Below are 14,465 nucleotides of genomic sequence, written 5' to 3'. Positions count from 1 at the left end.
CGCGAATGGATCAGGGCCGGGCTGTTCTCCCCGTCCGGACACGGTCGTACCGTCGAATCATGACCGTTGTGACCTGGGATTCGTACCGCGCAGCAGAACACTTCACCATGCGCAGCGCCCGGCTCGTCGACCGGCACCGCTTCGCCTACCTCTTCCAGAGCGGACCAGCCGAACCCGTCCGCGCCACACTCTCCGCCTACCGCAACCTCGACGGAGGCTACGGCAACGGCCTCGACCCCGACCTGCGGGGCCACGCCAGCCAGCCCGTGGCCACCGAGATCGCCCTGCGCTACCTCGACGAACTCGGCCCAGTCCCCGCACAGATCGGTGTCGGCGTGTGCCGGTACCTCGCCACCATCAGCAACGACGACGGCGGGCTGCCGATCTCGCTCCCCAGCGCCCGCTACACCGAATCCGCGCCCTGGTACCGCCACAACGACGACTTCCGCAGCCGACTCGACGTCACCTCGATGATCACCGGGCTCCTGCACAAGAACAACATCACCCACCCCTGGCGCGACCTCGCCACGGCCTACTGCTGGAAGCACATCGACGCCCTCAAGTGGACCAACCCGCACGAGGCCATCGGACTCTGCTGCTTCCTCCAGCACGTCCCGGACCGTCCCCGCGCCGTCGTCGCGATGAACCACCTCGCCCACATGATCCGCGCCGTCATCGACGTCCACCCGCGCGCCACCGGACACGTCCACACGCCGCTGGACCTCGCCTCCCACCCGGGCCACATCGCCCGGCCGCTCTTCACCGACCAGGAGATCGAACGCAACCTCCAGGCCTTCGAGGACCAGCAGCGCCCCGACGGGGGCTGGGACGCCTGCTGGGACGACTGGGACACCGTCGCCACCCTCGAACGCGAGGGCATGCGCACCATCCAGCGGCTCCGCATCCTGCGGGCCTACGGGCACGTGCAGCCCGACCTGCCCCGCCCCCGCCACTCCGCCTGAGGATTCCGAGGGACGGCGCCGGGGGAGCGCCGACCAGGGGAGGGGCGGCGGTCAGGGCCACCGGACCGCCGCCCGCGGCGACGAGCGGGCCACACGAGGCACCGGCGCCGCTCAGCCCAACGCCAGGAAGGTCACCCCGGCCGCCTCCAACACCGCCCGGTCCACCTCGGAACCCGACCGCCCGGTCACCGCGCGCACCGCCACCAGCGAGGCACCCTCCGCGCCCACCCCGTCCGGCAGCACCCGCGCCAACTCCTCCCGGGCCACCGACCCGAACAGCACCTCACGGACCACGTCCAACGCGGACCCCGCCGTCCACGGCTCCCGGCCCAGCGCGTCCGCCAGGTCCACCCCGTGCAGCACCAGCTCCACCACACGGGTCACCAGGTAGTCCGTCAACAGCATCGGGTCCCCGTGCCGCGTCACGACCCGCCGCGTCTCCGGTTCACCCGCCAACCGGTCCGCCAACGCGCCCCAGGTCCCGCGCAGCACCCGACCCGGCTCGGTCGCGTCCGCGCGCCGGGCCGCCCGCTCCACAGCGCCCTCCACCCGCGCCGTGTTCACCGCCGGAGAGAACCGCACCTCCGGCACGTAGTACCCCGCCGCCGACACCAGCGGAGCCGACACGCCCGGCGCGTCCCCGTCCAGGGCCACCGTCACCTGGCGCAACGAACCCACCGTGTGCACCGACAGCGCCGCCACGTCCCACGGCGCACACCGTGTGGGCAACACCACCTCGGGCTCCGACAGGCCCAGCAGAACCCCCTCCAGAACCTCGACCTCCGCACACAGAGCGGACACCACCACAGCACGATCGAACACGGAAACCCCTTCACCGGACGCCGAACGCGGCCACGCGGCCACGACCCCCATCCCACACCGGTCACGCAGGGTCACCGCGTTCGCCCCAGCTCCACCTCAGATACGTGCATTCGCAACCTGGTTTAGACCACTCCATCCCCCAGACGCTCTAAAGTGATAGACGTGACACGTCGAGCAAAAATCGTTGCGACCCTTGGCCCCGCCACCTCGAGCCCGGAGACCCTCCGGCGCCTCGTCGACGCGGGCCTCGACGTCGCCCGTCTGAACCTCAGCCACGGAACCCACGACGACCACCGCGCGAGCCTCGCCAACCTCAGGCAGGCCGCGGCGGACGCCAACCGAGCAGTGGGGGTCCTCGCGGACCTCCAAGGACCCAAGATCCGCGTGGGAACCTTCCCCGACGGACCCGTCGAACTCGCCGCCGGAGACGAGTTCACCATCACCATCGAAGACGTGCCCGGCGACCGCCAGCGCGTCTCCACCACCTACAAGGGGCTCCCCGGCGACGTCCGCCCCGGCGACCGCGTCCTCATCGACGACGGCCGCGTCGTGCTGGAGTGCACCAAGACCACCAGCACCGACATCCAGACCCGCGTCATCTTCGGCGGCACCGTCTCCAACCACAAGGGGCTCAACCTCCCCGGAGTCGCCGTCAGCGTGCCCGCCCTCACCGACAAGGACGAGGCCGACCTGCGCTGGGCCCTCGCCCAGGGCGTCGACATGGTGGCCCTCTCCTTCGTCCGCAGCCCCGCGGACGCCGAGGAGTGCCACCGCATCATGGACGAGGAGGGCGTCACCGTCCCCCTCATCGCCAAGATCGAGAAGCCCCAGGCGGTCGAGCGCCTCCAGGACATCATCGAGGTCTTCGACGGCGTCATGGTCGCCCGCGGCGACCTCGGCGTCGAACTGCCCCTCGAGAACGTCCCGATGGTGCAGAAGCGCGCCATCGAACGCTGCCGCGACAAGGCCAAGCCGGTCATCGTCGCCACGCAGATGCTCGAGTCCATGATCAGCGCGCCCCGCCCCACCCGGGCCGAGGCCTCCGACGTCGCCAACGCCGTCCTCGACGGCGCCGACGCCGTCATGCTCTCCGGCGAGACCAGCGTCGGCCAGTACCCCATCGAGACCGTCGAGACCATGGCGCGCATCGTCAGCGCCGCCGAGCAGGAGTCCCTGCGCGCCTCGCACATCCTCAACCGGGTGCCGGAGACCACCGGCGGGGCCATCGCCCGCGCCGCCGCCGAGATCGGCGCCACCGTCGGCGCCAAGGCCCTGGTCGCCTTCACCATGTCCGGTGAGACCGCCCGGCGCCTGGCCCGCTACCGCTCACCCATCCCGCTCATGGCCTTCACCACCGAGGCCGAGACCCGGGGCACGCTTTCCCTGACCTGGGGCACCGAGTGCAACCTGGTCCCGTGGGTCGACAACACCGACGACATGGTCCGCCAGGTCGAGACCGAACTCCTCCAGATCGGCGACTACCACAAGGGTGACAAGGTCGTCATCGTTGCTGGTAGCCCGCCCGGAACCACCGGTTCCACCAACTCCCTGCGTGTCCACCGACTCGGCGACGCCGTCGCCCTCGGTGCCGGCTGAACCAGCTGACGCGTGAACGGGCGCCCCGGACGGGCGCCACCTGACGGGCCGCATCAGGTCCGGCCCGGGGGAAGGCGTACTGAGCCGCGCCGACCTCTCCGGGCCGACCGGTGCGGCCGATGTCGTGTCAGGGGAGGGGACCACGAGGAGCGCGGGGGAGCGCGGGACGATCCCCGCTACTCCTGGTTGGAGGAGACCCCGCCCTCGAACGTCACCCGGTCCAACGGCATGTCCCACGGCAGCAGGTTCCAGGGGCTCCTCGGGTCCTCGTCCAACAGACCCAGCGCCACCCACACGCGGTCGGCGTCCGGCCGGTCGGACTCCGCGGGGGCACCGTCCACACCCTTGTCGGGCCAGAGCAGGTACCCGGCGTGGAAGGCCGTGCACAGCTGCCCCCACGACGAGTAGCGGCGCTGGAGGTCGGAGGCCACCCGCCGCAGCAGCGTCTGCGTCTCCACCGGGCTCAGCCAGTCCAGGGTCGCCCCACCGCACACCAGCCGGATGACGTGCACCGACTTCCACCACTGGTAGGCGCCGATGATCACCGTCTCGTCGCCCTCGGCCACACCCGTGACCGCGCGCAACCGGGCCACCTGCTCCGGGGACAGTTCCACCGTCTCGCCGGTGTCCAGACCGCCCTGGTCCAGGGGCAGCCGCGACCGGGCCGTACCCGTGCGCAGGTCCACCGCCAGGTCCAGGCTCGGCCCCTGGTGCAGACCGGCCAACAGGGTGTCCACCGCGGCCAGCAGCGACTCACGGTCCACCACCGACCACTGGCGCTCCAGCATCCGCCGGTAGCGGCGGCGCAGACTCGGCCGCGCCACCACGTCCCAGGGCTCGGCCAGCGCCACCCGGAAGGGGGCCGCCGCCGCGGCGGCCCACCGCTCGGTGCTCAACGGGGCGTCGGGGGACTTGGTGCGGATCGTGGGCGACTCACGCGACCCCACCACCAGCTCGGCGAAGGAACCCGACGCCAGGACCGCCAGCGGCAGGAACGACCAGCCGGGCAGGTCCACCGCGACGAGCAGGACCGCCAGCAGGGCCACCGGGGTCCACAACCACGGCTGCCGACGCCGGGAACCCCAGGCCACCACGACCCAGGCCCCGATCACCAGCGCGCCGATCACCCCGGCCACCGCGGTCAACAACCGTCGCCCCTCTCTCGCTGCGAGCCCGTTCCGACAGGGCTTTCCGCCATCCAGGATCAGGGACGCGACGGCTTCCAGGCGACCGAACCCACGGGTTGTGCTCAGGTTGTGGCCGTGATGTGACCGGTTCAGCCAGCTTGTAGCTACATAAAATGACAAAAGGCCTATTTAGGGTCGAATGGGTCGGGTAGTTACAGAGGTTCTGGCCAGTCTGTCCCGACCCGGCCAGAACCCCCGCGACAACCGCCGAAAACCCCTAGCCCAGGGCCTCCACGACCACCTCGGTCGCCTCCGCGACCAACGCGTCGTCGTACTCCGCGTCCTCGACGTCACGGCTCGACAGCACGGCCAGCACGATCGGGTCGCCCTCGCCCCCCTCCGGCCACAGCACCGCGATGTCGTTGCGCGTCCCGTGACCGCCACCTCCGGTCTTGTCGCCCACGACCCAGCCCTCCGGCACACCCGCACGGATCAGATCGTCACCCGTGGTGTTCCGCACCAGCAGATCCACCAGCACCTCACGGCGGTCCTCCGGCAGGACCTCACCCAGGGTGAACGCCTCCAGGGTCCCCGCCAGGGCCTCCGGGGTGCTGGTGTCGCGCTCGTCACCCGGAACGGCCTCGTTGAGCTCCGGCTCCCACCGCACCGGGTTGGTCACCTCGTCGCCGGTCAACTCCTTCAGCGCGGCACCGAACCCCTCCGGGCCGCCGATCTCCTCCAACAACAGGTTCGCCGCCGCGTTGTCGCTGAACCGCACCGTCGCGTCGCACAGCTCCAACAACGACATCCCCGACTCCAGGTTCTCCTCCACCACCGGCGAGTGCGGCACCAGCACGCTCTCGTCGAAGGTCACCACCCGCTCCATCTCCTCCAACGAGTTCTCCGACAACACCACCCCCGCCAACAACGCCTTGAACGTCGAGGCGAACGCGAACCGCTCACCCTCCTGGAACGCCACCTCCTCGCCCGAACCCGTGTCCAACGCGTACACACCCAACCGGGCGTCGAACTCCTCCTCCAGGGCCTCGAACTCCGCCGCGAAGTCCACCGTCACCGAGGCCGACTCCGCGGGGACCCCCGCATCCCCACCGCCCTCGGCCGCGCCACACCCCACCACGGGCACCAACGCCACCGACGCAACGAAACCGCGCCACCACACACCGCGCACAGCAAAGCTCACGAAAGCCCCCAAAAGAACAGGAATCAGAAGAGAGGCGAGCCAGAACCGGCCCGCCCCCGCAGTCTCACCAACCACCACCCATGCTGTCCAAGACACAAACAGCCACACCCATGCTCTTTCGACATAACCTCAGACCATGGACCTCGTCGGAGCCTGCACCGCCTTCATCCACGTCAGCGACCGAGGCAGCTTCACCCTCGGAGCCGCCGCCGCGCGCATCCCCCAACCCGTCGCCAGCCGCCGCATCGCCGCCCTCGAACGACACCTCGGGGCCGCCCTCTTCGACCGCACCACACGACGCGCCACCCTCACCCAGTTCGGCCACACCGTCCTGCCCACCGCACGGCGCCTCGTCGACCTCGCCCACACCCTCGAACACGACGCGGCCCAGGCCCGCCGCACACCCCTGCGCCTCGCCGTCCCCACCACATGCACCACCCACGACCTCGCCCACCTCACCGCCCAGGCCCGCCACCACGACCTCCACCTCGACCCCCACCCCGCACCACCCGCCCAACGCGAGGAACTCCTCCACACCCGACAGGTCCGCACCGCCATCACCGCCGTCCCACCCGACCGCGCGCACTGGACCGTCCCCCTCGGCCTCGCCACCCACCACCCGCCCCACGCCAACACCCACTACCTCGAAACCCTCCGCCCCCACCGCGACGACACCACCCCGCCCCGCCGCCTCTGGATCCAGCCCGAGGACGACACCCCCCACATCCGCGACCCGCTCACCCACACCGGCGACACCATCGGCCTCCAACCCACCCAGATCACCCGCGCCACCACCCTCACCACCGCCACCGCCGAAGTCCTCACCACCGACGACCTCCTCCTCTGCTCACCCCGCCAGGCGGACGACCTCAACCTCCACTGGCGCCCCATCGGAGAGATCCGACCCACCCGCTGCTACACCGCCACCGGAGAACAGTCCGAGACCCTCCGCACACACCTCCACCCACACATCGCCCAATGCCTCGGAGCCACCCCGTGATCACCCAACGACTCCAGACCGAACTCGAACAGGCCGGACTCCAGGCCTCCCTCCTCGTCCGCGACCTCAACACCGGCCACGAGATCGGCATCGAACCCGACACCGAGTACGCCACCGCCTCCCTCGTCAAGATCCCCCTCGCCCTCGCCACCCTCGAACGCCTCCAGCAGGGCGAACTCGACGGCACCACCCCCGTCCGCATCGAACCCGGCGGCCCCACCACCGGACCCATCGGCCTCGGCCGCTTCCGCCACCCCGCCACCGTCGCGGTCGACGACCTCATCTACCTCGCCATGTGCCTCAGCGACAACGTCGCCGCCGACACCCTCTTCGACCTCACCCCGCCCACCCGGGTCACGAAGACCCTCCGCGCCCACGGCGTCCACGGCATCACCGTCCGCCACCGCGTCCGCGACCTCAACGAGACGCCCGCCGAACGCCTCGCCCCCGACGAGACCCACCTCGCCCACACCCTCGCCATCCAGGCGGCCAGCGCCGGACGCGGACACCGCATCCCCCAACTCGACGTCACCCGCGCCAACTCCGGCTCCGCCCGCGCCCACGTCGACCTCCTCCAGGCCTTGTGGAAACCCACCACCATCCACCCGGACACCGCCGCCCGCCTGCGCTCCCTCATGGCCGACAACGTCATCCGCCACCGCCTCGCCCCCGAGTTCAGCACCGACGCCAGCACCTGGTCCTCCAAGACCGGCAGCGTCCTCAACCACCGCCACGAGGTCGGCGTCGTCGAACACAAGGGCGGCGAGGCCTACGCCATCGCCGCCCTCACCGCCTCCTCCGTCCCGGCCCGCCACCAACCCGCCGCCGAAGCCCTCATCGGACGCGCCGCACGCACCCTCCGCGACCACCTCCGCGCCACCTGACCAGACCCGAAACTGACGTGCCGTAGAAACACAACAGACCAGCTCAGACGTAGCGTTGAGGCATGCTCACACAGATCGCCATCCACTCCGTGACCGTGCTCGACCAGGACGAGGCCCTCGACTTCTACGTCGGCAAACTCGGCTTCGAGGTCGGAGACGACGTCGACATGGGGTTCATGCGGTGGCTCACCATCACCCTGCCCGCCGACCCGGACCGCCACATCCTCCTGGAAGTGCCCTCCCAGGACGAGAACGGCGCCAAGGTCCGCGAACTCCTCACCCAGGGCGCCCTCGGCGTCGCCGCCATCATCAACACCGACGACTGCCGGGCCACCTACGACACCCTGCGCGCACGCGGGGTCGAGTTCACCGAGGAACCGACCGAGCAGCCCTACGGCATCGACTGCGCCCTGCGCGACCCCTTCGGCAACCACCTCCGCATCACCCAGCCCACACCGATGCAGGAGATCACCGAGGAGGACCTCAGGCGCTGGCGGGGCGAGGAGTAGGCCCGGGCCCGTCCGCGTGCAGGCGACCTCAGTACTTGGGCCCCACGAACGCGTCCATCCGCGCCACGGCGTCCCGCTGTGACACCGACACCACGTGCTTGTCGCGGCGGCTTCCGTTGCCCTTGATGGTGTGGACCCTCCAGGGGACGCCCAGCAGGTCCAGGGCGTCGGTGAACAGCCCGGTGATGTCGGCGGAGACGTTGGTGAAGTGGTAGCGCGGGTACTCGTAGTGCTTCACTCCACCGTCGGGCAGGGACCTTCTGATCCGGTTGAGCACCCGGCTGCCGTCGGAGTGCACCAGCCCCCGCACGAACTCCTCGGGATGCTCCTCGACAATGGTCCGCTGCCAGGGCTCCAGGGCGATGGTGCGGTCGTGCTTCTTGCCCGGCCCGTGCTGGGGGAACAGGCACGGCCAGTGCTTCCAGTTGCTGTGCACTTCCGTGCAGCCCGTGGAGGGGACACGGGAGACCTTGTGGTCGGGACGGATGGCAGCCATGCTCCCTGCGCAGAGCTCGATGAGACCCGGCCAGGTGTCCGAGCACATCACCCGTAGCCGCCAGACCTTCTTCGCGGGATCTCCTGCCGGGGTGAGGCACCCGTCCCCGAGGTAGAGGCCCAGCAGGTAGCCGTACGCGTCTGGCCGCCTGGGCGAGCCGGGTATCGGCTCGCAGCGAGGGCAGAGATCAGTGTCGGTGTACCTGTCCACGAGGGAACGATCGAGTGTCCACGCCCGCAGGGTGGAACGGTTGATTCCCATCCGACGGCCGACCTCCGCGTAGGAGATCCCGGAGTCAATGAGGGAGACGGCCTCGCGCCTGACATGCGGTGAGTACATACGGTGCATGTTCGCTCACGCTTCGGACATTTTCGGGCGCAGGGCGTCCGCCAACAGAAAAGCCACCCGCGAGGGTGGCTACTGGTGCCCCGAGTGGGATTCGAACCCACACTTTATGGTGTTTGAGACCATTGGCTCTGCCTGTTGGCCTATCGGGGCCTTTGGGTTGTTGGTTCTGCTTGTCCGGTTTGCCTGTTCGGCGTCCCGGGGGCGTCGCTCCGTCAACGGTGGAGTCACGATTGACGCGCATTGCCGGGGCCAACGGTCAGCATACTAGCGGATCTCGGTAACCTCGTGTACGTGACGAGGACGCAGAGCCGTGTGGTGATCGCGGAAGACGAGGCCCTGATTCGCCTGGATCTCAAGGAGATGCTCGAAGAGGACGGTTACGCCGTCGTCGGGGAGGCGGGCGATGGTGAGGCCGCCATCCGGCTTGCCCAGGAGCTCAAACCCGACCTGGTGATCACCGACATCAAGATGCCGGTGCTCGACGGCCTCTCGGCCGCCGAGCGGATCGCCGGGGAGCGCATCGCCCCGGTCGTGATCCTGACCGCCTTCTCCCAGCGGGAGCTGGTGGAGCGGGCCCGCGAGGCCGGAGCGATGGCCTACCTGGTCAAGCCGTTCAGCAAGTCGGACCTGGTTCCGGCGATCGAGATGGCCACCTCGCGCTACGCCGAGCTGGCCGCGCTGGAGGCCGAGGTCGGCAGCCTCCAGGATCGCCTGGAGACCCGCAAGCTCGTGGAGCAGGCGAAGGGTCTGCTCCAGACCCGCCACGGGATGAGTGAGCCCGAGGCGTTCCGCTGGATCCAGAAGAACTCCATGGACCGTCGGCTGACCATGCGCAAGGTCGCTGAGACGGTCGTCGAGACGCTCGGGGGACAGTCCTCCTAACGGACCGACCCCCGCCGCGCTGAACCGGGGCCGCACCCGACCGGGTGCGGCCCCTTCCTGTGTCCAGGGGGCGCCGGGCCCGGGAAAGCCTACAGATCGGCAGGTTGCGGCTCCGGAACGTGGACATGTGTTCAGCGTCAACGCGTATCTCGTACCAGTTTGATCTCGCTTGCGCACAATGGGGTGACGGTTGGGTCACGTGGCTTAAGCGGCACTGAATGACCGGCATAAATCGGGCTAAACTCACCGCACCGAACAGCTAAAGGACAGCGGCCCCCGAATGCCTCCCATCCGGGTGCCGTCAACCTCAGATGCGCAAGGAGCGCGCGTGCGCACACGCCTCGTGACCGTGTTGCTCGCCCTGATCACCGCATTCCTGGTGATCCCCGGGGCAGCGGCGACGGCAGACGAACAGGGCGGTGAGTCGCTGCACGGTCAGATCGGTCAGCCGGACGACCGGGACCAGGGTGTCGAGGGCATCCTGATCACGGTCTTCCAGGGTGATGACGAGATCGATGCGGTGGAAACCGACTCTGATGGAATGTGGGAAGTGGAGTTGCCCGGACCGGGTGACTACCGCCTAGTGGTGGACCAGGAGTCCGTCCCCAGCGAGTTCGCCGTACGCGAGACGAGCCTCATCGTCGAGGGTGAGGCCGAGGTCGAGGTCGAGCCCAACCAGCAGCGGCTGCTCCTCATCGGGTTGGAACTCCCCGGCGGACCGGCGGACCAGGACGAGAGCTCCCCCTCTCCGGACGCCGAGGCGACCGAGGACGCGGAGGAGGACACGGCCTCCGAGGACGAGGCGGTCGCGGTCGAGGGCGTCAGCGGCGGGTTCGGTGAGCGCTTCGCGCAGCTCACCGCGGCCGGTCTGCTGTTCGGCCTGGTCATCGCGATCTCCGCGATCGGCCTCTCCCTGATCTTCGGTACGACGCAGGTCATCAACTTCTCGCACGGTGACATGGTCACCTTCGGCGCGATGATGGCCCTGCTGTTCAGTACCGGCGCCGCGGGACTGGGCAACTCCCTGCTGGTGATCTTCGCCGGTCTGGGTGCCGCCGTCCTGGTGGGCGCCTTCCTGGAGGACCGGTTCAACCGGACGACGCTGATCATCCTCCAGTGGTCCTCCGTCATCGGCGGTATCGCGCTGGCGACGCTCATGGGCCTGTTCGGTCTCGACCCCGGCTGGCAGGTGCCACTGTGGGTGGCGGCCGGTATCGCGGTGGTCATGGGCGGTGTGCTGGGCAGCACCATGGAGCGCTACCTGTGGCGCCCGCTGCGCAGGCGCAACGTCGCCCTGATCCAGATGTTCATCGTCTCCATCGGTCTGGCCCTGGTGCTGCGGCACGTGCTGCTGGTGCTCTTCGGCGCCAACCGGCAGCGGTACGCCGGGTACCAGGTGCAGGAGCTGGTGCACATCGGCCCGATCTCGATGCCCCCGCGCGACCTGGTGATCATGGGTGTCGCGGTCGTGGTCCTGGTCCTGGTGGCCTGCATGCTCCAGTTCACCCGCATCGGCAAGGCGATGCGCGCGGTCTCGGACAACCGGGACCTGGCGGAGTCGTCGGGTATCGACGTGGACCGGGTGACGCTGTACGTGTGGTTCCTCGGCGGCGGTCTGGCGTCCCTGGGCGGCGTGCTCTTCGGCCTCAACCAGGTCGTGGACTACGAGATGGGCTTCCGTCTGCTGCTGCTCATGTTCGCCGCGGTGATCCTGGGCGGTCTGGGCACGGCCTACGGCGCGATGGTCGGCGGTGTCGCCGTGGGTCTGGTGGCGATGCTGTCCACCCTGTGGTTCCCCGCACAGCTCATGCAAGCGTGGGCTCTGGCCCTGATGATCCTCATGCTGCTGATCAGGCCCCAGGGTCTGCTCGGTCGGCGCGAGCGGGTCGGCTAGGAGAGGTAGACGATGGATATTTTCTTGATCCTCGCCGAGTCCGCCCGATCCGCGGTGGGACCGGTGGCCGCGATCTACGCGCTGGCCGCGATCGGCCTGAACATGCACTTCGGCTACGCCGGGCTGCTGAACTTCGGCCAGGTCGGCTTCATGCTGGTGGGCGCCTACGGCGTGGGTATCAGCGTCGCGGTGTTCGAGTTGCCGTTGCTGGTCGGGTTCCTGGTGGGTCTGGCCTGTGCGGTGGTGCTGGCGCTGTTGCTGGGTGTTCCGACGCTCCGGTTGCGGGCGGACTACCTGTCGATCACGACGATCGCCGCGGCCGAGGTGCTGCGGTTGGTGTACCGAGCGGGCTTCGCGGAGCCGCTGACCAACGGCGTGTACGGGTTGCAGAACCTGTCGACGGAGTTCCGTGAGTGGAACCTGGCGCTGGGGCTGTTCGACCCGGCCGAACGCTACGGGATCGGTTCGTTCTCGTTCAGCGGCAGCCACATGTGGCTGATGACGGTCACGTGGGGTCTGGTGGCGCTCATGGCGGCGCTGACCTGGGTACTGATCCACAGCCCGTGGGGGCGTGTGGTGAAGGGCATCCGCGAGGACGAGGACGCGGTGCGCAGCCTCGGCAAGAACGTGTTCGCGTACAAGATGCAGGCGCTGGTCCTGGGCGGCCTGATCGGTTCGCTGGCCGGTTGCATGATGGCGGTGCACCAGGGCGCGATCGCGCCGGACCAGTTCAAGCCGCAGGTGACGTTCTTCCTGTGGGTGATCCTGCTGTTGGGCGGTGCGGGCCGTGTGCTCGGTCCGATCGTGGGTTCGATGGTGTTCTGGTTCCTGATGAACTTCACGGACAAGTTGCTGCGTGGCCTGGGCAGTGAGGGTTACCTCCCGTTCCTGTCGGGTCCGGACTTCGGTGCGATCCAGCTGGCGTTCGTCGGTGTGTTGCTGGTGCTGCTGATCGTCTTCCGGCCGCAGGGTCTGATCGGTGACCGCAAGGAGATGTTGATCAATGTCAAGTGACGAGGTGATCGGCTCCGAGGCGGGTGCCGAGGTCGACCGGATGGCCGGGGCGGTCCCGGAGCCGGGTTCGGCCAAGCAGGACCCGATCCTGGTGGCGGACGGGGTGAAGCGTTCGTTCGGTGGTCTGACCGCCGTGGACGTGGAGCACCTGGAGGTGCAGCGGGGGACGATCACGGCGCTGATCGGTCCGAACGGCGCGGGCAAGTCCACGCTGTTCAACCTGTTGACGGGGTTCGACCGGGTCGACGGCGGTGAGTGGTCGTTCGAGGGTCGTGGGATCAACGGCCGTCGCGGTCACCAGGTGGCGCGGGCCGGGATGGTGCGGACCTTCCAGCTGACCAAGGCGCTCACGCGGATGACGGTGCTCGACAACATGTTGTTGGGCGCTCCCGGTCAGACGGGTGAGCGGATGGCGGGCGCGTTCCTGCGTCCGGTGTGGGGCCGTCAGGAGAAGGCCAACACCGCGAGGGCGTTGGAGTTGTTGGAGCGGTTCAAGCTGATCGACAAGCGCCGGGACATGGCGGGCGCGTTGTCGGGCGGTCAGCGCAAGCTGCTGGAGATGGCGCGCGCGCTGATGACCGATCCGAGCATGATCATGCTGGACGAGCCGATGGCGGGTGTGAACCCGGCGTTGGTGCAGTCGCTCCTGCACCACATCACGTCGTTGCGTGACGAGGGCAAGACGGTCCTGTTCGTGGAGCACGACATGGACGTGATCATGGGGATCAGTGACTGGATCGTGGTGTTGGCGCAGGGTCAGGTGATCGCGGAGGGCCGTCCTTCGGACATCCGGTCCAACCAGCAGGTGATCGACGCCTACCTGGGTGCCCAGGACGTGGAGGGCGAGGACCAGGGGAGTGGCGATGAGTGAGGGGAACGACGGGATCCGTCCGGAGCCGGAGGAGGTTCCGGCCGTGGCCGAGGAGGCCGCCGCCGTGCAGGAGCACCGTGAGGAGGTGCTGGAGCAGGCGCGGGCGGAGGCTCTGGAGGTGGGTGGTCCGGACGACTACCTGCTGTTGGCCAGGGACCTGGTCGCCGGCTACGTGCCCGGGGTGAACATCCTGAACGGGTGCACGCTGACCCTCACCGAGGGTGAGGTGGTGGCGATCATCGGGCCGAACGGTGCGGGCAAGTCGACGCTGATCAAGACGATCTTCGGGTTGATCCCGGTGCGTGAGGGCGGTCTGACGCTGCGGGGTTCGAGTATCGCGGGGTTGGCGGCGCACTCGTTGGTGGAGCGGGGCGTGGGTTACGTCCCGCAGACGCGCAACGTGTTCCCGTCGCTGACGATCGAGGAGAACCTCCAGATGGGGGCGTTCCTGCGGCCGAAGTCGTTCTCGGAGCGGTTCGAGGTGGTGGCGGGGCTGTTCCCGCTGCTGGCGGACCGGCGCCGGGCGAAGGCGGGTTCGCTGTCGGGCGGTCAGCGGCAGATGGTGGCCATGGGTCGGGCGCTGATGATGGACCCGTCGGTGCTGTTGTTGGACGAGCCGACCGCCGGGTTGTCCCCGATCTACCAGGAGGAGGTCTTCCAGCGGGTGAAGGAGGTCAACGCCGCGGGGGTCTCGGTGATCATGGTGGAGCAGAACGCGCGGAGGTGCCTCCAGATCTGTGACCGGGGGTACGTGTTGGACCAGGGCCGGAACGCGTACACGGGTTCGGGCCGGGACCTGCTGAACGATCCGAACGTGATCGAGCTGTACCTGGGGACGCTCGCGAAGGGCTGATCCACG

The 14,465-nt window shown here is 69.0% G+C and carries 14 protein-coding genes and 1 tRNA gene; 10 read left to right on the top strand and 5 right to left on the bottom strand.

The genetic code is table 11. From position 1 onward, the window contains the following. Nucleotides 1–68 precede the first annotated feature (68 nt). Nucleotides 69–962, top strand: coding sequence for a prenyltransferase (locus AC0VYL_RS18430; protein ID WP_475463127.1), 894 nt, complete (start codon nt 69–71; stop codon nt 960–962). Between the two features lie 111 nt (nt 963–1,073). Here the strand turns inward: AC0VYL_RS18430 and AC0VYL_RS18425 are convergent, their stop codons facing one another. Next, a complete protein-coding gene (locus tag AC0VYL_RS18425; RefSeq protein ID WP_475480988.1) occupies nt 1,074–1,784 on the bottom strand; it encodes a maleylpyruvate isomerase N-terminal domain-containing protein in 711 nt (236 codons plus the stop codon). 162 nt (nt 1,785–1,946) lie between these two features. Between AC0VYL_RS18425 and pyk the strand changes: the two genes are divergently transcribed. Beyond that, on the top strand, nt 1,947–3,380 hold the full coding sequence (gene pyk, locus AC0VYL_RS18420) for a pyruvate kinase (protein ID WP_475454428.1): 1,434 nt from the start codon (nt 1,947–1,949) through the stop codon (nt 3,378–3,380). A gap of 176 nt (nt 3,381–3,556) precedes the next feature. On the opposite strand, the gene AC0VYL_RS18415 is transcribed toward pyk, so the two are convergent. Continuing rightward, entirely contained in the window at nt 3,557–4,528 is a 972-nt protein-coding gene (locus tag AC0VYL_RS18415) for a DUF1266 domain-containing protein (RefSeq protein ID WP_475480987.1), read from the bottom strand. A 256-nt stretch (nt 4,529–4,784) separates the two neighbouring features. Next, entirely contained in the window at nt 4,785–5,708 is a 924-nt protein-coding gene (gene bla / locus AC0VYL_RS18410; protein ID WP_475454424.1) for a class A beta-lactamase, read from the bottom strand. A gap of 136 nt (nt 5,709–5,844) precedes the next feature. Between bla and AC0VYL_RS18405 the strand changes: the two genes are divergently transcribed. The 3 genes from AC0VYL_RS18405 (at nt 5,845) to AC0VYL_RS18395 (ending at nt 8,101) form a co-directional block, all read left to right on the top strand. Then, a complete protein-coding gene (locus AC0VYL_RS18405; RefSeq protein ID WP_475454422.1) occupies nt 5,845–6,708 on the top strand; it encodes a LysR family transcriptional regulator in 864 nt (287 codons plus the stop codon). After that, nucleotides 6,705–7,592 (top strand): serine hydrolase, encoded by an 888-nt coding sequence (locus tag AC0VYL_RS18400; protein WP_475480986.1) that lies wholly within the window; start codon nt 6,705–6,707, stop codon nt 7,590–7,592. Before AC0VYL_RS18405 ends, AC0VYL_RS18400 begins: the two co-directional genes overlap by 4 nt. A 62-nt stretch (nt 7,593–7,654) precedes the next feature. Next, a complete protein-coding gene (locus AC0VYL_RS18395; protein ID WP_475454418.1) occupies nt 7,655–8,101 on the top strand; it encodes a VOC family protein in 447 nt (148 codons plus the stop codon). 28 nt (nt 8,102–8,129) lie between these two features. Here the strand turns inward: AC0VYL_RS18395 and AC0VYL_RS18390 are convergent, their stop codons facing one another. Together AC0VYL_RS18390 and AC0VYL_RS18385 are read right to left on the bottom strand one after the other, a co-directional pair. Continuing rightward, nucleotides 8,130–8,936 carry a transposase gene (locus AC0VYL_RS18390; protein ID WP_475480985.1) on the bottom strand — a complete coding sequence of 269 codons (807 nt, stop codon included), beginning with the start codon at nt 8,934–8,936 and terminating at the stop codon, nt 8,130–8,132. A gap of 82 nt (nt 8,937–9,018) precedes the next feature. Beyond that, a tRNA-Leu gene (locus AC0VYL_RS18385) sits at nt 9,019–9,095 on the bottom strand. A gap of 162 nt (nt 9,096–9,257) precedes the next feature. On the opposite strand from AC0VYL_RS18385, the gene AC0VYL_RS18380 reads away from it, so the two are divergent. The 5 genes from AC0VYL_RS18380 (at nt 9,258) to AC0VYL_RS18360 (ending at nt 14,459) form a co-directional block, all read left to right on the top strand. Continuing rightward, nucleotides 9,258–9,827, top strand: coding sequence for an ANTAR domain-containing response regulator (locus AC0VYL_RS18380; RefSeq protein ID WP_475483534.1), 570 nt, complete (start codon nt 9,258–9,260; stop codon nt 9,825–9,827). 328 nt (nt 9,828–10,155) lie between these two features. Further along, nucleotides 10,156–11,721 (top strand): branched-chain amino acid ABC transporter permease, encoded by a 1,566-nt coding sequence (locus AC0VYL_RS18375; protein WP_475454414.1) that lies wholly within the window; start codon nt 10,156–10,158, stop codon nt 11,719–11,721. 12 nt (nt 11,722–11,733) lie between these two features. Beyond that, nucleotides 11,734–12,735: a branched-chain amino acid ABC transporter permease gene (locus tag AC0VYL_RS18370; protein ID WP_475454412.1), complete on the top strand. Its 1,002-nt coding sequence runs from the start codon at nt 11,734–11,736 to the stop codon at nt 12,733–12,735. Next, nucleotides 12,725–13,606: an ABC transporter ATP-binding protein gene (locus AC0VYL_RS18365; protein ID WP_475454410.1), complete on the top strand. Its 882-nt coding sequence runs from the start codon at nt 12,725–12,727 to the stop codon at nt 13,604–13,606. Before AC0VYL_RS18370 ends, AC0VYL_RS18365 begins: the two co-directional genes overlap by 11 nt. Next, nucleotides 13,599–14,459, top strand: coding sequence for an ABC transporter ATP-binding protein (locus AC0VYL_RS18360; RefSeq protein ID WP_378741548.1), 861 nt, complete (start codon nt 13,599–13,601; stop codon nt 14,457–14,459). The genes AC0VYL_RS18365 and AC0VYL_RS18360 overlap by 8 nt, the downstream gene beginning before the upstream one ends. Nucleotides 14,460–14,465 lie beyond the last annotated feature (6 nt).

This window comes from Nocardiopsis sp. iso_238, assembly GCF_056173325.1.
The sequence above is the reverse complement of the archived record's forward strand: the minus strand, read 5'-3'. Positions and strand labels throughout refer to the sequence as shown.

Coding starts and splice junctions, on each gene's coding strand:
- AC0VYL_RS18405 (WP_475454422.1), top strand. CDS start 5,845: ATGGACCTCGTCGGAGCCTGCACCGCCTTCATCCACGTCAGCGACCGA.
- AC0VYL_RS18360 (WP_378741548.1), top strand. CDS start 13,599: ATGAGTGAGGGGAACGACGGGATCCGTCCGGAGCCGGAGGAGGTTCCG.
- AC0VYL_RS18395 (WP_475454418.1), top strand. CDS start 7,655: ATGCTCACACAGATCGCCATCCACTCCGTGACCGTGCTCGACCAGGAC.
- AC0VYL_RS18365 (WP_475454410.1), top strand. CDS start 12,725: ATGTCAAGTGACGAGGTGATCGGCTCCGAGGCGGGTGCCGAGGTCGAC.
- AC0VYL_RS18370 (WP_475454412.1), top strand. CDS start 11,734: ATGGATATTTTCTTGATCCTCGCCGAGTCCGCCCGATCCGCGGTGGGA.
- AC0VYL_RS18390 (WP_475480985.1), bottom strand. CDS start 8,936: ATGTACTCACCGCATGTCAGGCGCGAGGCCGTCTCCCTCATTGACTCC.